Origin of the sequence: Microbacterium thalassium (genome assembly GCF_014208045.1) — a bacterium.
Classification (GTDB): domain Bacteria; phylum Actinomycetota; class Actinomycetes; order Actinomycetales; family Microbacteriaceae; genus Microbacterium; species Microbacterium thalassium.
In genome coordinates this window covers 1157562-1175982 of the sequence record NZ_JACHML010000001.1, presented here as the reverse complement: position 1 = coordinate 1175982, position 18421 = coordinate 1157562, and the positions used below count along the sequence as shown (strand labels likewise).

Annotated in this window: 16 protein-coding genes; 7 read left to right on the top strand and 9 right to left on the bottom strand. The window is 70.6% G+C overall.

What is annotated here, in order from left to right; genetic code table 11:
- Positions 1–8 precede the first annotated feature (8 nt).
- Complete coding sequence (locus tag HD594_RS05520) at positions 9–503, top strand: GbsR/MarR family transcriptional regulator (RefSeq protein WP_184749997.1); 495 nt, start codon at positions 9–11, stop codon at positions 501–503.
- Here the strand turns inward: HD594_RS05520 and HD594_RS05515 are convergent.
- The 5 genes from HD594_RS05515 to rlmN form a co-directional block, all read right to left on the bottom strand.
- Positions 470–841, bottom strand: a complete 372-nt coding sequence (locus HD594_RS05515) for a VOC family protein (RefSeq protein WP_184749996.1) — start codon at positions 839–841, stop codon at positions 470–472. The genes HD594_RS05520 and HD594_RS05515 overlap by 34 nt on opposite strands.
- A 173-nt stretch (positions 842–1014) precedes the next feature.
- Positions 1015–1488, bottom strand: a complete 474-nt coding sequence (locus HD594_RS05510) for an NUDIX hydrolase (RefSeq protein WP_184749995.1) — start codon at positions 1486–1488, stop codon at positions 1015–1017.
- Between the two features lie 10 nt (positions 1489–1498).
- Positions 1499–2512: an aldo/keto reductase family protein gene (locus HD594_RS05505; protein WP_184749994.1), complete on the bottom strand. Its 1014-nt coding sequence runs from the start codon at positions 2510–2512 to the stop codon at positions 1499–1501.
- A gap of 158 nt (positions 2513–2670) precedes the next feature.
- Positions 2671–4635 (bottom strand): ABC1 kinase family protein, encoded by a 1965-nt coding sequence (locus tag HD594_RS05500; RefSeq protein WP_184749993.1) that lies wholly within the window; start codon positions 4633–4635, stop codon positions 2671–2673.
- A gap of 57 nt (positions 4636–4692) precedes the next feature.
- Positions 4693–5928 (bottom strand): dual-specificity RNA methyltransferase RlmN, encoded by a 1236-nt coding sequence (rlmN, locus tag HD594_RS05495; protein ID WP_184749992.1) that lies wholly within the window; start codon positions 5926–5928, stop codon positions 4693–4695.
- A gap of 60 nt (positions 5929–5988) precedes the next feature.
- Here rlmN and HD594_RS05490 point away from each other — a divergent pair, with 60 nt between their 5' ends.
- The 6 genes from HD594_RS05490 (at position 5989) to HD594_RS05465 (ending at position 14080) form a co-directional block, all read left to right on the top strand.
- The gene (locus HD594_RS05490; RefSeq protein WP_184749991.1) at positions 5989–6867 is read left to right on the top strand and encodes a PRD domain-containing protein; all 879 of its coding nucleotides are present in this window, start codon (positions 5989–5991) and stop codon (positions 6865–6867) included.
- A 232-nt stretch (positions 6868–7099) separates the two neighbouring features.
- Positions 7100–8968 (top strand): beta-glucoside-specific PTS transporter subunit IIABC, encoded by a 1869-nt coding sequence (locus tag HD594_RS05485; RefSeq protein WP_184749990.1) that lies wholly within the window; start codon positions 7100–7102, stop codon positions 8966–8968.
- Positions 8969–9044: 76 nt separating this feature from the next.
- Positions 9045–10466 (top strand): glycoside hydrolase family 1 protein, encoded by a 1422-nt coding sequence (locus tag HD594_RS05480; protein ID WP_184749989.1) that lies wholly within the window; start codon positions 9045–9047, stop codon positions 10464–10466.
- 112 nt (positions 10467–10578) lie between these two features.
- The gene (locus tag HD594_RS05475; RefSeq protein ID WP_184749988.1) at positions 10579–11427 is read left to right on the top strand and encodes a Cof-type HAD-IIB family hydrolase; all 849 of its coding nucleotides are present in this window, start codon (positions 10579–10581) and stop codon (positions 11425–11427) included.
- A 43-nt stretch (positions 11428–11470) separates the two neighbouring features.
- Positions 11471–12274: a hypothetical protein gene (locus HD594_RS05470; RefSeq protein ID WP_184749987.1), complete on the top strand. Its 804-nt coding sequence runs from the start codon at positions 11471–11473 to the stop codon at positions 12272–12274.
- Between the two features lie 162 nt (positions 12275–12436).
- Complete coding sequence (locus HD594_RS05465; RefSeq protein WP_184749986.1) at positions 12437–14080, top strand: HNH endonuclease signature motif containing protein; 1644 nt, start codon at positions 12437–12439, stop codon at positions 14078–14080.
- Between the two features lie 212 nt (positions 14081–14292).
- Here HD594_RS05465 and HD594_RS05460 read toward each other — a convergent pair whose 3' ends face one another.
- The 4 genes from HD594_RS05460 to HD594_RS05445 form a co-directional block, all read right to left on the bottom strand.
- Positions 14293–15126, bottom strand: a complete 834-nt coding sequence (locus HD594_RS05460) for an SDR family oxidoreductase (protein ID WP_184749985.1) — start codon at positions 15124–15126, stop codon at positions 14293–14295.
- Positions 15123–15911: an enoyl-CoA hydratase/isomerase family protein gene (locus HD594_RS05455; protein WP_184749984.1), complete on the bottom strand. Its 789-nt coding sequence runs from the start codon at positions 15909–15911 to the stop codon at positions 15123–15125. The genes HD594_RS05460 and HD594_RS05455 overlap by 4 nt, the downstream gene beginning before the upstream one ends.
- An 8-nt stretch (positions 15912–15919) precedes the next feature.
- The gene (locus HD594_RS05450) at positions 15920–16681 is read right to left on the bottom strand and encodes an SDR family NAD(P)-dependent oxidoreductase (RefSeq protein WP_184749983.1); all 762 of its coding nucleotides are present in this window, start codon (positions 16679–16681) and stop codon (positions 15920–15922) included.
- Positions 16682–16759: 78 nt separating this feature from the next.
- Positions 16760–18418, bottom strand: coding sequence for an FAD-dependent oxidoreductase (locus HD594_RS05445; RefSeq protein ID WP_184749982.1), 1659 nt, complete (start codon positions 18416–18418; stop codon positions 16760–16762).
- Positions 18419–18421 lie beyond the last annotated feature (3 nt).

The following is an 18421-nucleotide window of genomic DNA, read 5'->3' as shown; positions in this document are numbered from 1 at the left end:
CCGGTCTGATGGAGCACCCGGGCACCGAGGCGGCCGAGCAGGCGGCGGCTCTCCTGACCGCGGCCGGCATGGCGCGCATGCCGGCGCGCGTCATGATGGCCCTCGTCGGGTCACCCGACGAGGGTTACACGGCTGCGGAACTCGCGGAGCGGCTGGGGGTGTCACCGGCCGCCGTGTCGGGCGCGGTCCGCTACCTGCAGTCGATGCGGCTCATCCAGCGCCTCTCGCGCGCCGGCGATCGGCGTGACCGCTACGACCTCGCCGACGGCGCCTTCCAGGGCGTGGGGGTCGGCAAGGCGCCGATGTTCACCGAGCTGGCCGATCTCATCGACGCCATCGGCACGGAGAACGCCGATGCTCCCGCATCGGTCGCCCGCGCCCGCGACACGGCGGACTTCCTCCGCTTCCTCGCCGAGCGCATGCCGCAGCTCGTCGACGAGTGGAAGCAGAATCGCGACGCCGACGGAGCTCAGGACCCCTCGACCTCGGTGATTCCCTCGTAGAGCCCGATCACGTTGCCGTCGGGGTCGGTGATCGCCGCCCACCAGCTCGTCGGGCTGATCGGCGCCTTCGGCATCACCACGGATCCGCCCTTCGCCTCGGCCGTCGCGATCGCCTCGTCGATCGAGTCGACCTCGACGTATGAGCGCGGCTGGGTGAAGTCGTCGCTGCGCGGCGCCAGGCCCCCGCCCGAGATCTTGTTCGGCGCCTGCCACATGGGGTAGCCCTCGAACCCGGGGGCTTCGGCGATCTGCCAACCGAACAGGGCCGAGTAGAAGCCGGTCGCCCGCGAGAAGTCGCTGACCGGGAGATCGATGTGCGTGATGTCGCCGTGAGCCATGTCGAATCCTTCCTTCGCGGACAGTGTCGACCCGGGCTCCGACATCGGCAAGGGGGTTGACCGCCGTCGCCCCACGGTTGCGAACGGCGGGGATCCGAGGCGACACGCCGCACGATGCCGTCGGCCCGTCGGCGTGTCGGCGAGGATCCCCGCCGCTTCGCACCGAGGGAGGCTCAGCGGGCGGCGGCGAGGCGCCCCACCAGAGCGTCGAGTGCGGGGCGCTGCCCCGTCACGAGACGCCCGCGGGCGGCATCCGGCTCCATCCACTCGACGCGGTCCACTTCGGGGAACCGTGCCGTGCGTCCCGACCGCGGCGGCCACTCGAGTTCGAATTCGCCGAACGCGACGCCGTCGAGGTCGATCCCCGCCCCGTCGGCGACGAACACCGTCACCCGCTTGCCCGACGAATACGCGAAGGTGCCCAGTTCCGCGAACGGCCCGTCCGGCGGGTCGATGCCGAGCTCCTCGCGGAACTCGCGCTTCGCCGCGTCGAGCGCAGCCTCGGCATCCGCGTCGTACTCCCCCTTGGGGATCGACCACGCGCCGGCATCCTTCGCCGCCCAGAAGGGCCCACCCATGTGGGCGATGAGCACCTGCACCGAGGGCTCGAGTCGGTACAGCAGGATGCCGGCGCTCGTCGTCGCCATGGGTGTGCTCTTAGACGACGCGGGACTTGGGCGAGACCGAGTAGGTCTCTTCGGGGTCGGTGACCGCGACGGGCGCGAGCGCCTCGTCGATCGCCGCCATGGCGCCCTCGTCGAGGGTCACTCCGGAGGCCTTGACCGTGTCGTCGAGCTGCTCGGGACGCGAGGCCCCGACCAGGGCTGCGGCGACGTTCGGGTTCTGCAGCACCCACGCGATCGCCAGCTGCGGCATCGTCAGCCCGTTCTGCTCGGCGATCGGCTTCAGCTTCTGCACGGCCTCGAGCACCTCGTCGCGCAGGAACGTCTGGATGAACCGCGCACCGCCGGCCTCGTCGGTCGCGCGCGAGCCGGCGGGCACCGGCTGCCCCGGCTGGTACTTGCCGGTGAGGACGCCCTGCGCCATGGGCGACCACACGATCTGCGACATGCCGAGCTCGGCGGCGGTCGGAACGACCTTGCCCTCGATCACGCGCCACAGCGCGGAGTACTGCGGCTGGTTCGACACGAGCTGGATCTTCAGCTCCTTCGCCAGCGCGTGGCCGGCCTGAAGCTGCTCGGCGGTCCACTCCGAGACGCCGATGTAGAGGGCCTTGCCCTGGCGGACCACGTCGGCGAAGGCCTGCATCGTCTCTTCGAGCGGCGTCTCGTAGTCGTAGCGGTGCGCCTGGTACAGCTCGACGTAGTCGGTGCCGAGGCGCGTGAGCGATCCGTTGATCGACTCGAAGATGTGCTTGCGGCTGAGGCCGGTGTCGTTCGGGCCCATGGCGCCGGTCGGCCAGTACACCTTCGTGAAGATCTCGAGACCCTCGCGGCGCTGACCCTTCAGCGCCTCGCCGAGGATCGACTCCGCGGCGGTGTTCGCGTAGGCGTCGGCGGTGTCGAAGCTCGTGATGCCGAGGTCGAGGGCGCGGTGGACGGTTCTGATCGCCGCGTCGTTCTCGACCTGTGAGGCGTGGGTGACCCAGTTGCCGTACGTGATCTCCGAGACCTTGAGACCGCTGTTGCCGAGATACCTGTAGTTGACCATCCCTCCAGGCTACGTCCCGCCCGCCCCCTCCCCGTTCTGCTCTTCGGCCGTGACGGCGCAACAGCACCGGAAACCGGCCCCGGCAGGTGCTATTGCGCCGTGACGGTGAGACTGCACCCGGGGGAGGGAAGGAGGGGCGGATGCTTGCGGGGAGGGGCTCAGCGGGTGGGGTCACGGCGGCGCAGGGCGCTGCGGAGGCTCCGGGTGATCAGGAGCAGACCGCCCAGACCCACGATGCTGCCGAGGAACGGGTACAGCGGCACGTCGTCCGTCAGCATCGGGCCGCCCGAGGCGACGACCAGCGCGATGCCGATCGACAGCAGCGCCACCCCGATGACCGTGGTGGTGATCTTGCCGAGCAGGCTCTCGATCCACGTGCGCTCGCCGGCGTCCTCGAAGGCCCGCAGCCGCACCGACAGCGTCCCGTTCTCGAGCCCGCGCGTCAGGTTCTCGACGCGGCGCGGGATGCGGCCGATGCTCTCCACGGCGAGCGCGAGCCGCGTCTGCGCCGAGATCAGCAGATCGGATGCCGACACCGAGATGCGCGCGAAGTGCGGCGCGCGCGCCAGCGCGCGACCGATCATGTCGTAGCCGGGGACCATCCGTCGCAGCGATCCCTCGAGCGACATGAGCGTTCGGAAGACGAGCAGCAGCTGGGGCGGGAGAGCGATCCGGTGCCGCCGCAGCGCGTCCAGCAGCGACCGGAACACGTTCTCGTCCGCGGGGACGTTCCGCATCCGCGTGAGCATGACGCCGATGTCCCGCTGCAGCGACGCCTGGTCCACGCTGTCGGGACCGGCTCCGCACAGGAGCAGCACCACGTCCGTCGTGGCGACGTCGTCATCGCTCGCGATCCCGAGCATCAGCGGCATGAGCATGCGCCGCATGCTCCGCTCGAGGATGCCCACGGCGCCGAAGTCGATGAGCGCGACGCGGCCGTCCTCATCGAGGATGAGGTTTCCCGCGTGCAGGTCGGCGTGGAAGACGCCGCGCACGGCCATCTGCTCGTACACGGCATCCACCACGCCGTCCACGATGGCGTGCGCGTACTCGTCGGGCACCTCCCCGCCGCGGAGCCTGCCGAACGGCACGCCGCGGATGCGCTCCTGCACGATCATGCGGGTCGTGCACAGCTCGTCGTACACCGCCGGGATGCGCAGCGGCATCGACTCGGTGTGGGCGATGGCGCCGCGCAGCAGCTCGATGTTGGCGACCTCGACGCGGTAGTCCAGTTCGGCGCTGAGGGTTCGGGCGAACTCGGCGACGAGCGCCGATGCGCCGTAGTCGCGCGCCCAGTCGGTGCGCCGCTCGGCGTCCGCGGCGAGCCGCTCGAGGATGTCGAGGTCGGTCGTCACCTGCGCCCGAGCCTCCGGCCGCTGGATCTTGACGACGACGTCCTCGCCGGTCAGCAGCGTCGCCGTGTGGACCTGGGCGACGGATGCCGCCGCCATCGGCGTCTCGTCGATCGAGGCGAAGACCTCGTCGACGCTGCGCCCGAGCTCCTTCTCGATCGCGCCGCGCGCCTCGTCCCACGGAATCGGGGTGGAGTCCATCTGAAGCGTCGACAGCGCGTCGATCAGCTCGCGCGGCAGAACGTCCTCGCGCGAGGACAGCACCTGTCCGAGCTTGACGAAGGTCACGCCGGCGTCGTTGAGGGCCGCGACGATGGCGTGGGCGAGCTCCTCGGTGCCGCCGTGCCGATTCTGGAACGCGCCGAGGCCGTGGCGGGATGCGATGGCGAGGATCTGCGCGTACCGCCGGGCGCGGTCGCGACGCCGGAATGCGTCCCGCACCGCCGCGATGGGGTTCCGCCACCGGTGGCTCGGCCACAGGAACTCGAGCGTCACGATCGCGATCACCGTGAGCGCGAAGACCCACCCGACCGTCAGCAAGAGGAACGCCGCGGCGACGGGACCGGCGACGACCAGGGTTCCGTCGTCCCGCACGACGTCGGCCGCCCGCAGGGACCACCACGCCACCGGCACGCTGGCGACGAACACGACGAACGCCGTGCCCATCGCGCGGCCCCACCCGATGTGGGAATCGAGCAGCCGTCTGCTCAGCCAGCCGCCCGCTGCGGCGAACAGCAGGGCGAACAGGACGAAGGCGAGCCAGGCCGGCATATCGCCGATTCTGTCAGCCGCGGGGGCGGCTGTGCGGGCCATTGGGCCCGCGACGCGTCACTCCGGCGGCGTCTCGGCGGCGACGCGCTCGTCGTCCTCGGTGGCCACGAGCTGACCGCAGGCGCCGTCGATCTCCTTGCCGCGGGTGTCGCGCAGCGTGGTGGGGATGCCCTTGGCCTCGAGCCGGCGGACGAACTCGTCCTGCGTCGCCTGGTCCGACGAGGTCCAGATCGACCCGGGCGTCGGGTTCAGCGGGATCGGGTTGACGTGAACCCAGCCGCGCCCGCGCTCATTCAGCTTGTCGCCGAGCAGGTCGGCACGCCAGCCGTGGTCGTTCATGTCCTTGATGAGGGCGTACTCGATCGACACGCGTCGGCCGGTCTTCTCGAAGTAGGCGCGCGCGGCGTCGAGGGCCTCGTCGACCTTCCAGCGCGAGTTCACCGGGATGAGCTCGTCGCGCAGCTCGTCGTCGGGGGCGTGCAGCGACAGCGCGAAGGTGACGGGGATGTCCTCGTTCGCGAGCTTCGTGATCGCGGGGACGAGCCCGACCGTCGACACCGTGATGCCGCGGGCGCTCATGCCCATGCCGTTCTTCTTGTCGGTCATGACGCGCACCGCCTGCATGACCCGCGCGTAGTTGGCCAGGGGCTCGCCCATGCCCATGAAGACGATGTTCGTGACGCGCTCACCCTCGTGCCCGAGCTTTCGCGGATCTCCGAGGCCGCCCTCGGCGATGAGGCGGTTGGCGCGCACGACCTGCTCGATGATCTCGGCGGCCGACATGTTCCGCGTCAGCCCCGCCTGGCCGGTGGCGCAGAACGGGCAGTTCATGCCGCATCCGGCCTGGCTCGACACGCACAGCGTGATGCGGCCCGGATAGCGCATGAGCACCGACTCGACGAGCGCGCCGTCGTGCAGCTTCCACAGGAACTTGATCGTGTCGCCGCGGTCGGTCTCGAGCCGCTTGACCTCGGTGAGGAGGTGGGGGAGCATGCCGGCGACGAGCTCCTCGCGACCGGATGCCGGAAGGTCGGTCATCGCGGCGGCGTCGTTCGTGTAGTGCGTGAAGTAGTGCTTCTCGAGCTGCTTGGCGCGGAAGCCCGGCATCCCGAGGTCCTTGACCTTCGTCTGGCGCTCGTCGGGGGTGAGGTCGGCCAGGTGGACCGGCGGCTTGCCGCGCTTCGGCGACGCGAACTGCAGCAGCGGGCGACCCTCGGCGTCCTTCTTCTGGGTCCACCCTTCGGTGGCCGGACGGACCTGGCGCACGCGCGGGGAGTCAGAGGAGGATGCCATGCCCTCAGGGTATGGGACCCACCTGCGTGATCGCTGGCGGACGCCCGTAGGATCGAAGCCATGGGCAGCAGGCGCGAGGAGCCGCACGGAGCGGGCGTCGTGCACAAGGTGCTGAACAACAACGTCGTCGTCAGCGCCGGCATCACCGGCTCCGAGGTCGTCCTGATGGGACGGGGCCTGGGTTTCCAGATGAAGCCGGGCGATCCGATCGACGTCGCCAAGGTCGAGAAGACCTTCCTGCTCGAGGGTGACCGCGCGCATGCCGAGGAGCTGCTCGCGAACGCTCCCTACGCCCTCGTCGACGCCGTCGATGAGGCGGTCACCCAGGCTCAGCTGGGCCTCGGCCGCGACCTCGGCCGCAGTCTTCCGGTGGCGATCATCGACCACCTGCAGTTCGTCCTCCAGCGCCTGAGTGACGGCATCCGCATCCCCACCGCACCCATGCCCGAACTCGGGGTGCTCTACCCCGAGGAGTACCGCACGGCGGAGGCCATGGTGGCGCGGCTGAGCGGAGACCTCGAAGTCGACCTGCCCGACGAGGAGAAGGTGTTCCTCACGATGCACCTGCTCAACGCGACGCAGGACGCGCCGAACGGGACCGCGGCGCTGCTCTTCCGTCGCGTGCAGCACATCGTCGGGACGGTCGAGGACTTCTTCGAGGTCGAGCTCGACACCGAGAGCCCCGACTACGCCCGGTTCATCCTGCACGTGAAGTTCCTGCTGCAGCGCCTCGTGTCGGGCAGCATGCTCGAGGGCGGCGACACGTCGTTCTACGAATTCGCACGCAAGAGCTACCCGCAGGCCGCCGAGTGCTCCGATGCCGTGGCGGAGTACATCCGCGCCGCATCCGACTCCGAACTCACCGACGAGGAGCGGCTGTACATCATCGTCCACGTCGAGCGCCTCACACAGCGCGTCGCGTCGAGCGACTCCCGCTGAGTGGGATGCGGCCCCGTGCGCCGGCGCGGTGCTGTGCTACCGTGACGTTCGCGGATCGATGATCCGTCCCAGTCTTCGGATTGTTACTGCGCACGCAGGCAAAACCTGAGCTGACCTGAGTCCTTCGGGACGTGGTCTACAGCTCAGGTTTTTTTGTTGCCCGAGAGCGGTCCGACGGCTTCGCACCACACAACAGACGCCGCACGGAAGCGGCGGAGGGAGAGGATCCACGATGGATCTCCGGAAGACAGCCGAAGGCGTCCTGGCGGGCGTCGGCGGCGAGGACAACGTCACATCACTCGTGCACTGCGCAACGCGGCTGCGCTTCGTCCTGAAGGACAAGGACAAGGCAGACGCGGCCGTCGTCAAGAAGGTGCCCGGCGTGATCACCGTCGCCGAGGCGGGCGGGCAGTTCCAGGTCGTCATCGGCGATGACGTTCCCGATGTCTTCGCCGAGATCGGCAAGATCTCGAAGGTCGGCCCCAGCGCCGCCGGCGAGACGAAGCCCGCGGAGGACGCCCCGAAGGCGAACCTCTTCAACCGCTTCATCTCGATGATCTCGTCGATCTTCACGCCCGTGCTGTGGACCCTCGCCGGCACCGGCCTGCTGAAGGCGTTCCTCGCGGCATCCGTCACGTTCGGCTGGCTCAGCACCGAAACCTCCACCTACGTGGTGCTCAACGCCCTGTCGGACGCGTTCATCAACTTCCTGCCGCTGGCGCTGGCCATCACCGCGGCGCGCTACTTCAAGGCCTCCGAGTTCACCTCGCTCGCCATCGCCGGCGCGCTCGTCTACCCGAGCATCACGGCGCTGGTCGGCGCGGAGGGCCTGACCTTCTTCGGCATCCCGTTCACGATGGTCAGCTACGTCTCGAGCGTCATCCCGATCATCATCATCGTGTGGCTGCAGAGCCACGCCGAGAAGTTCCTCTACGCGAAGCTGCACTCGTCGGTCAAGCGCTTCCTGACCCCGATGATCGTCGTGCTCGTCGCGGTGCCGCTGGTCTTCCTGGTCATCGGCCCGATCTCGGACATCCTCGGCGGCTGGCTCGGCTCGGGCATCGGCTGGGTCTTCTCGACCGTCCCCTGGCTCGGCGGCGCCATCATGGGCGGCCTGTGGCAGGTCTTCGTCATCTTCGGTCTGCACTGGGGCCTCGTCCCGCTGTTCCAGCTCGAGTACCAGACCACCGGCCAGCTGCTCCTGGTCGCCCCGGTCTTCGCCGCCGTCCTCGCGCAGGCCGCAGCGGTCGCCGGCGTGTGGGTGCGCACCCGCAACAAGAACATGAAGGCCCTCGCCGCCCCGGCCACCCTGTCGGGCTTCCTCGCGGGCATCACCGAGCCGGCGATCTACGGCATCAACCTGCCGCTGAAGCGACCCTTCGCCTTCGGCATCGTCGGCGGCGCCATCGGTGGCGCGCTCGTCGCGATCGGCGGCGTGTTCTCGACCGCGTTCGTCGTCCCCTCGGGCCTGGCCCTGCCGGCCCTGTTCGGCAACGGCAGCATGGTGTGGCTCGCGATCGGCCTGGCCGCCGCGATCGTCATCCCGTTCCTGCTCACCGTCCTCGTCGGCTTCAAGGACCCGCAGGAGGACGAGACCGTCGCCGCCGAGGCGAGCGACCTCGATGTCGCCAGCCCGCTCGACGGCATCGTCGTCCCGCTCGCCGAGGTGCCCGACGCGGCCTTCGCCGAGGGAGCCCTCGGTGACGGCGTGGCGATCGTCCCGAGCAAGGGCGTCCTGTACGCGCCGTTCGACGGCGTCGTGGCCGCCGCGTTCCCGACCGGGCACGCGGTGGGTCTGCGCAGCGCCGACGGCGCGGAGGTGCTCATCCACCTCGGCATCGACACGGTGAAGCTCGCCGGCAAGCACTTCACCCTCAAGGTGGAGCAGGGCCAGACCGTCGCGAAGGGCGATGTGCTCGTCGCGTTCGACCTCGAGGCCATCACGGCCGCCGGGTACGACATGACCACGCCGGTCATCGTCACCAACGGCGACCGCCACGAGATCATGGGCGACCGCGCCGCCGGTGCGATCACCCACGGCGACGCTCTGTACTTCGCCGTGTCGGTGGAGCCGGCCGCGACCGCGCAGGCCTCGGCCTGACGCCGCAGCGGGGGGTGCGTTCGTCGCACCCCCCGCTCACGCCCGCTCCGATCCGACTCGAACAAGAAAGACGCACATGAGCACCACCACGACTCCGTTCCCCGAGGGGTTCCTCTGGGGCGGCGCGACCGCGGCCAACCAGATCGAGGGCGCCTACCGCGAGGGCGGCAAGGGCCTCTCGGTGCAGGACGTCATGCCCCGCGGCATCGTCGCCCCGCGCACCGCCGAGCCGACGCCCGACAACCTCAAGCTCGAGGGCATCGACTTCTACCACCGCTACGCCGACGACATCGCCCTCTTCGCCGAGATGGGCTTCGGCGTCTACCGCTTCTCGATCGCGTGGAGCCGGATCTTCCCGAACGGCGATGACACCGAACCCAACGAAGAGGGGCTGGCGTTCTACGACCGTGTGCTCGACGAGCTCGAGAAGCACGGCATCGAGCCGCTCGTGACGATCTCGCACTACGAGACGCCGCTGAACCTCGCCGAGAAGTACGACGGATGGACCAGCCGCGAGCTCATCAGCTTCTACGAGCGCTACGCCCGGACGCTCTTCGAGCGCTACGGGTCGCGCGTGAAGTACTGGCTCACCTTCAACGAGATCAACTCGCTGCTGCACGCCCCGTTCATGTCGGGCGGCATCAACACGCCGAAGGACGAGCTCACCGACGCGCAGCTCTACCAGGCGATGCACCACGAGCTGGTGGCATCCGCCCGCGCGACCCGCATCGCCCGAGAGGTCGCGCCCGACGCCCAGGTCGGGTGCATGGTCCTCTCCATGCCGATCTATCCGCTGACGCCGGCGCCCGCCGACGCGGTCGCCGTCATGGACGCCGATCACGCCAACCTCGTCTACGGCGACGTGCACACGCGCGGGCGCTACCCGGGCTACTTCCTGCGGACGCTCCGCGAGAAGGGCATCGAACTGGACATCACCGACCAGGACCGGGAGGACCTGCTCAACACGGTCGACTTCGTCTCGTTCAGCTACTACATGAGCATCGCCGAGACGGCCGACCCCGCGAAGAAGACCGCCGGCAAGGGCAACATCATGGGCGGCGTTCCCAACCCGACGCTCGAGGCGAGCGAGTGGGGCTGGCAGATCGACCCGGTGGGTCTGCGCCTCGTGCTGAACCAGTTCTGGGACCGCTGGCAGAAGCCGCTGTTCATCGTCGAGAACGGACTGGGCGCGAAGGACCGGCTCGTCGAGGTCGACGGCGTCAAGACCGTCGTCGACGACTACCGCATCGCCTACCTCAACGACCACCTGGTCCAGGTGGGTGAAGCGCTCGAGGACGGCGTGACCGTGCTCGGCTACACCTCGTGGGGCTGCATCGACATCGTCAGCGCCTCGACCGCGCAGCTGAGCAAGCGGTACGGCTTCATCTACGTCGACCGCAACGACGACGGCAGCGGGTCGCTCGAGCGCTACCGGAAGAAGTCCTTCGACTGGTACGCCGAGGTCATCCGCACCAACGGAGCCACCCTCACCCGCTGACCCGGCATCCGTCGAGCCGCCCCTTTCGGCACGACCGGCCCCTGTGCTCACAGCACCGAGGTGGGCAGGTCGGCACGAAGGGGGCGGCTCGGCGATCGGAACACCACGCAGAATGGAACACGTGACTCCCACGCGCCGCATCGCCTTCCTCGACGTCGACGGGACCATCCTCGACCACGGTCAGACCGTCGCGGACTCCACCGTCGACGCGGTGCGCACCGCGCGCGCCGCCGGACACCTCGTCTACCTCAGCACGGGACGCTCGTTCGCCGACATCCACCCGGACGTGCAGGCGATCGGCTTCGACGGCGCCATCACGAACGGCGGCGCGTACGCCGTCAGCGGGTCAGACACGATCGTGGCCGATCCCATGCCCTCCGACGCCGTCGAGCGGCTGCTCGCGTGGGCCGAGACCACCGGCATCCTGCTGTTCCTTCAGGCGAACGACGGAATCTACGCCTCCGACCGGGTGCGGCGCACCGTCACCGAGATGATCCTCCGCTGGCGCGGTCAGCACCTGAGCGACGAACCACAGACCGCGCCGCAGCGCACGCCGCGGTTCCACGACCTCGCCGACGCCGACCGCACACGCATCGCGAAGGCGGTGTTCCTGGGCGAGGACACCGAGGCGGTCGACCGTGCGCGACAAGACCTCGGCGATCGCTTCCACGTCGTGTCCGGCAGCATGCCGCTGCCCGGCGGCTCCAACGGCGAGATCGGGATGCTGGGCACGACGAAGGGCTCGGCGATCACCCGGATGCTGGCCCACCTCGGGATGGATGCCGCCCACGCCATCGGCATAGGCGACAGCTGGAACGACGTCGAGATGTTCGAGGTGTGCGGTGTGGGCATCGCGATGGGCAACGCCGACGACGAGCTCAAGCGGATCGCCGACGAGGTGACCGCGAGCGTCCGCGAGGACGGGGTCTGGCACGCCTTCCGGCGGCACGGCCTGATCTGACGCCCACCCCGGACGGCCCACGCGAGGCGTAGCGTGGGCGGGGATGGACGACGACGACCTCGCGGAGCTCGACGAGCTGCGCCGGCGCGCGTACGGGCCCGGGGCCGACATCGCCGCGGATGCCACGGCCCGGGATCGCCTGGCGGAGCTCGAGCAGCGCGCTCACCAGGCACGGCACTCGTCGATCACGACCTCCGATCCGAGCGACGCGCGTCCGCCCGCGCGGGCCGAGGAACCGCCCGTCGTCCCCGCACCGGCCCCCGTGCCGTCCCTGTCGACGGGCGCGGCCGACGACCACCCGGCGCCGGCCGACGCCGCGGTCGACGCTCGTCGTCCGCGGACCCTGCTGCTCGTCGGCGTCGCGGTCGTCGCCCTCGCCCTCGCGTTCGCCACGGGCCTGCGCCCGAACCTCACGGAGGACGGCCCGAGCGCGGCGGACCCGATGCCGACCGCGGCCGCGCTCGCCTCGGCGCGGGTGCTCGACCGCATCCCGGTCACCGGCTCGCTCGGCAACTCCCTCCTCGTGGAGGTCGTCGACGAATGGCCCACCCTCCCGATCACGGGCGAGATCGACTGGGCGTCGTCGCTGGGCGACCACTTCGGCTGGGAGCTGTGGCTCTACGGAGCCGATGCCCCCGGCGCTCGCGTGCACTGCCTCCTGCTGGAGCGGCACGGAAACGTCCGGTACTCCTGCGCACCCGTGGCGAACGCCGCGCGGGGCTCGCTGCACCTGGAGCTTCCGATCGAGGAGGTAGCCGTCGCGCGCCGACTGCTGGGCGTCGACCGCCTGGACTTCCAGTGGCGTGCCGACGGTGTCGTCATCGTGACCGCGATCGCCGATCGCTGATCGCGCTGCTCCACCCGGACTGCGGCTCGCTCGGCGACCGATCGCGCAGTCGAGGAGACATCCGGGGGACCGCGCGTCGGTGCAGCGTCGGCGGCAGGCGCGTCGCGCTCGGTGCATGTCCACTTTCGAAACAATGTCCGAACCCCCTGCCATGCTGGAGCCATGACGAACTCGGAGGCGGCACCCGCTGAGGTCGCCGGCGCACGGCTGCGACCGGTGGTGTCCGAGGTCGTCGAGCTCCGTGCGCAGATCGCCGCGCTGCAGGCTCGCGAGGTGCGGGCGCTCGCTGAGGCGAGCGCCATCGCGCAGGAATGGGCGGATGCCGCGCCGACCCGCTCCGACGCCGAGCTCGCGCATCGGTCGGTGGCGGCGGACCTCGCTTCGGCCCTGCGGGTCTCCGACCGAACCGTGCAGCGGCAGCTCGGCGACGCGGAGCGACTGGTCACCCGGTTCCCCGAGACGGTCGCGTCCCTCGAGCGGGGGCGCATCTCGCTCGCGCACGCGCGTGTCATCGCCGAAGCCGCCGACCGCATCGACCAGCCCGAGCTGCTCGCCGAGTACGAGCAGACCATCCTCCCCTACGCCGAGGCGGAGTCCGCGTCCCGGCTGCGTCCGGTCGCGAAGCGTCGCGCGCAGTGGTTCCTCGACGAGACCATCCGCGAACGCCACGCCGCGGCGGCGGCCCAGCGATCCGTGCGGGTGCATGACCTCGACGACGGCATGGCCGCGCTCGAGGTCGTGGGTCCCGCCGTCGTCATCCATGGCATCTACGACCGCGTCACCCGCATGGCCCGCGACGTGGCCGACGCCGACGCTCAGGCGCTGGCCGACGCGAAGGCTGCGGCGCACGCGGCGGAGCGTGAGGCGAAGGCCGCGGAGCGTGAGGCGAAGACCGCGGCGGAACGTCACGCGAAGACCGCGGAGCGCGAGGCGGCGGCTGTGGAAGGTGACGCCGCGACCACCAGCGACGCGTCAGCGCAGAGGCACGGCGCTCCGGCGGAGAACGGGGGTGCCGCGGCAGAGGGCTGCGAGGCGGAGGCAAGCCTCGACGAGCCCGTGCCGGTGCACGCCGACGATGCTGATGCTGTCGCGCCGAGCGCGCCTGTGCGGGCGCGGCTGCACGCCGACGATGCGCGGGAACGCGCCACCCAGGCCCGCACCTCCGCCGACGACCTCGCCGCCGCCCGCCGCACCCTCGACGCACTCCGCGTCGACATCCTCGCCGACCTGCTCCTGGCCTCCGACCCCGCCGCGCACGCCGGGACCCGCGAGACCGGCCTCGGCGCGATCCGCGCGACCGTGCAGGTCACCGTCCCGGTCCTCACCCTCCTCGACTCCCCCGTCGACGACCCGTTCGACGCCGTCACCCTCGCCGGGCACGGGCCGATCGACCCCGACACCGCCCGAGAACTCACCGCCGGAGCACCCGGATGGGACCGCATCCTCACCCACCCCATCTCCGGAGCCGTCCTCACCGTCGACCGCTACGAACCCACCAAGAGAATGCGGCGACACCTCGCCGTCCGCGACCAGCACTGCCGCTTCCCCGGATGCCGCCAATCCACCACCCGCAGCGACCTCGACCACACCCGCGACTGGGCACTCGGCGGACCCACCGACGTCGGCAACCTCGCACACCTGTGTCGAAGGCACCACACCCTCAAACACCACACACCCTGGACCGTCGTCCAGCAACCCGGCGGCATCCTGGAATGGACGAGCCCGACCGGCCACCGATACCCGTCCCATCCGGCATCCGGCGTCCACTTCGCCACCGACGCCGAATTCGACCCCGCACCCTTCTGACCCGCGCGCGTGGTTCCGACAGCACGCGTGGTTCAGACACGCACGTTCCGTCTCGGCCGCGCTCCGTCTCGGGCGCGCTCCGTCTCGGCCGCGCTCGAACCCGGCCGGGGCCCGGCGGCGTCGCCGAGCTGCCGGCGCGGACGCCCCACGGCAGACGGATGAGGTGCCGGGCGCTCCGGTCAGGTCGAGCGAAGCCCGCGCCGCACCGCGGATCAGTCCAGGAAGATGTCGGGGAACAGCGCCTCGTCCGGCGTGCCCGGCACCGCCGCGTATCCCGAGAAGTCGGTCACGCCCGCTGCTTCGAGAACGTCCTCGACGACGAGCGTCTGCCCGGTGTACTCGCGCGACGGCTTCGTGATGACCTCGTAGGCGGCATCCGCGTAGATCTCGGGTGTGCGGCTGGCCTTCATCATGCGGTCGCCGCCGAGCGAGAACTGCACCGCGGCGGTCGCGATCGTGGTGCGCGGCCACAGGGTGTTCCCGGCGATGCCGTCCGCCGCGAACTCGGCGGCCATGCCGAGGGTCACCATGGTCATGCCGTACTTGGCGAGCGTGTAGCCGGTGTGGGCGCCGAGCCACTTCGGCGACAGGTTCAGCGGCGGGGCGAGCGTGAGGATGTGCGGGTTCTCGGCGTCCTTGAGCATGGGGATCGCCGTGCGCGAGAGCATGAAGGTGCCGCGCACGTTGATGTCCTGCATCAGGTCGTACTTCTTCGCGTCGAGATCGAGCGAACGCGACAGGTCGATCGCGCTGGCGTTGTTGACGACGACGTCGATGCCGCCGAACTCGCCCTGCACCGTCAGCACGGCCGCGGTGATGTCGTTGTCGTTGCGGACGTCGCCGACGATCGGCAGAGCGTTTCCGCCCGCGGCGCGGATCTGCTCGGCGGCCGTGTGCACGGTTCCCTCGAGCTTGGGATGCGGCTGATCGGTCTTGGCGAGGATCGCGATGTTCGCGCCGTCACGGGCGGCGCGCAGGGCGATCGCGAGTCCGATGCCGCGGCTGCCGCCCGACATCAGGATGGTCTTACCGGCGAGAGAGGTCATGAGGTCTCCTTGGCTGCTCTGCGGGCGGATGCCGCGGCGAAGGCGGCGATGCGTGCCTGGGCGTCGGGGGTGTCGAAGGCGGCCCCGATGGAACGGGCCTCTTCGGCGAGCTGGTCGGCGAACGAGCGCGACGGCTGCGAGCGGATCAGCCGCTTCGCCTGCCCGTAGGCGCCGTACGCGCCGGCGAGCCAGCCGCGGGCGATCTCCTCGGCGCGGGTCTTCACGGCATCCGGCGCCACGACCTCGGCGACCAGACCCCAGTCGAGCGCTTCGGATGCCGACAGCAAGCGGTCCTGCAGCACGAGCTGCAGCGCGCGTCGCTCGCCGACTGCGCGGGCCAGCTGCGCGGAGACCGACAGGTCGGGCGTGAGCCCGATGTTGGCGTACAGGCTGCCGATGCGCGAGTCCTCGCCGACGACGGCGTAGTCGCTGCACATCAGGATGCCGAGGCCCCCGCCCGCGGTCGTGCCGTGCGCGGCCGCGACGACGGGGACCGCCGACTCGGTGAGGGCGCGGATGCCGGTGTTGATGACGCCGGCGAGCCGGTCGATGTCGCTGCCGGAGCCCATCTTCGAGGCCATGTCGGTGACGTCGCCGCCGGCGCAGAACGCCGGGCCGGCCGCGTCGAGCAGGATCGCCCCGACGTCGGTGCGGCTCGTCGCCTCCACGGTCTTCTCGGCCCACGCGTGGGCGAGGTCGATGTTGAAGGCGTTGAGGCGCTGCGGCCGGTTGAGGGTCAGCCGTGCCAGGCCGTCGTCGACGGTGAGCAGGATCGCGTCGCTCATGGATCTCCTTACTTCGGCGCCATGCGGATCGCGCCGTCGAGGCGGATCGTCTCGCCGTTGAGGTAGTCGTTGTCGACGATGGCGGCGACGAGGCGAGCGTACTCGTCCGGCCGCCCGAGGCGGGCCGGATGCGGCACCTGCTGACCGAGCGAGTCCTGCGCCGCCTGAGGCAGCCCCTTGAGCATGGGGGTCTCCATGATGCCGGGCGCGATCGTGACGACGCGGATGCCGTAGCGCGCCAGTTCGCGGGCGATCGGCAGCGTCATGGCGTGCACGCCGCCCTTGCTGGCCGCGTACCCGGGCTGGCCGATCTGCCCGTCGAACGCCGCGACGCTGGCGGTGTTGACGATGACCCCGCGGCCCGCGTCGCCGGCCGGGTCGGTCCGCGCCATGGACGCCGCGGACTGCGAGACGACGTTGTACGTGCCGATCAGGTTGATGCGGACGATCCGCTCGAACTCCGCCAGCGGCGTCGGAGCCCCCTCGCGGTCGAGCACCTTGGCGGGCTGGCCGATGCCGGCGCAGCTGACGACGACGCGCAGCGGACCGGAGGCCGCGGCGACCTCGACCGCGGCGGCGACCTGATCGGGGTCGGTGACGTCGGCGGCGGCGAACGTGCCGCCGAACGCGGCGGCGGCCTCCGCTCCGGCCGAGGTGGGAAGGTCGACGATCGTGACGGCGGCGCCCGCATCGGCGAGTCGCTGCGCCGTCGCGAAGCCCAGCCCGCTGGCCCCTCCGGTGACGAGGGCGGATGCGCCCGTGATGTCCATGCGTTCTCCTTCGAACTCCGGCCGGCATGAGCCGACCTGCGGGATCGAGTCCCAGCATACGCGGGACCGCGTATCAGGTCACACCGTCTGCAGGTACTTGTGCACCAGGCTCACCGCGACGGCCCCCTCGCCGACGGCCGACGCGACGCGCCTCATGACATCGTGCCGCACGTCGCCCGCGGCGAAGATGCCCGGCACCGAGGTCTCGAGGAGGAAGGGATCGCGCGCGGGCGTCCAGCCCTGCGGCCGCCGCCCCTCTTTCATGAGGTCCTGTCCGGTCAGCACGAATCCGTCCAGCGTCTGGACCAGTCCGTCGACGATCCCCGTGCACGGGACCGCGCCGATGAAGACGAACATGGCGTCGGCGGGCTCCTCGGTCTCACCCTCCGTGCGCACATCGCACACCTTCACGCGCTCGAGGTGATCGTCGCCGATGAGCTCGGTGACGCGGGTGTACGGGCGCACCGTGATGTTGGGCTCCGCCTCGATCTGGTCGATGAGGTAGCGCGACATGCTGTGGGCGAGCGAGTCGCCGCGCACCAGGATGTCCACCTGAGCGGCGTAGCGCGACAGGAACATCGCCCCCTGACCGGCCGAGTTCGCACCGCCGACGACCATGACGTGCTTGTCCGCGTACGCCGCCGCCTCGGACGCGGCCGCCCCGTAGTACAGCGACGCGCCCTGCAGCCGCTCCGCGCCGGGGACGTCCAGGGTGCGGACCTTGACGCCCGTGGCGAGCACCAGCGCGTGGCAGCGCAGCTCGGTGCCGTCGTCGAGCGTGACGATCTTGTAGTCGCCGTCCACCCGCACGGCGGTGACCTCGGCGGCCGCCATGAGCTCTGCACCGAGCCGCTTCGCCTGCGTGGCGGCGCGCCGCGCGAGGTCGGCGCCGGAGATCCCGTTGGGGAAGCCCAGGTAGTTCTCGATGCGCGAGCTGGTGCCGGCCTGACCGCCCGCCACCTCGCGCTCGATGACGACGGTGCGCAGACCCTCGGACGCCCCGTACACGCCGGCGGCGAGTCCCGCGGGCCCCGCGCCGACGACGATCAGGTCGTAGAACGGCTGCTGCGCGGGCGCACGCAGTCCCACCTTCTCGGCCAGTTCGGGCAGGGGCGGGTCGGCGAGCATCGTGCCGTCGGGGAAGAAGACCACCGGCAGCCGCACCTGGTCGCCGGACGAGGCGTCGACCATCGCGGCGGCCTGGGCGTCCTTCTCGATGTCGAGCCACTGATAGGGGATCTGCCCGCGGGCGAGGAAGTCCTTCACGGCGTGTGTCCTCGGCGACCACAGCGTCCCGGCGACCCGGATGCCGTCGTACCCGACGGGGACGTTGGCCCGCCAGTCGCCCAGCAGCTCGTCGAGCACCGGGTAGAGGCGCTCCTCGGGCGGATCCCACGGCTTGAGCAGGTAGTAGTCCAGGTCGATGGTGTTGATGCTCGCGATCGCCGCATCGGTGTCGGCGTAGGCGGTGAGGAGAACGCGCTTGGCATCGGGATAGAGGGCGATCGCCTCCGCGAGGAACTCGGTGCCGCTCATCCCCGGCATCCGCTGGTCGACCAGGAACAGCGCGACCGGCGTCCCGCGGCGCTTCAGCTCACCGGCCGCCTCGAGGGCCTCCGCCCCGGACCCGGCGCGGACGATGCGGAAGTCCGCGCGGTAGCGGGCCTGCAGGTCGCGGGCGATGGCGCCGAGGACATGGGGCTCGTCGTCGACGCTGAAGATGACGGGCTTGACCATGCC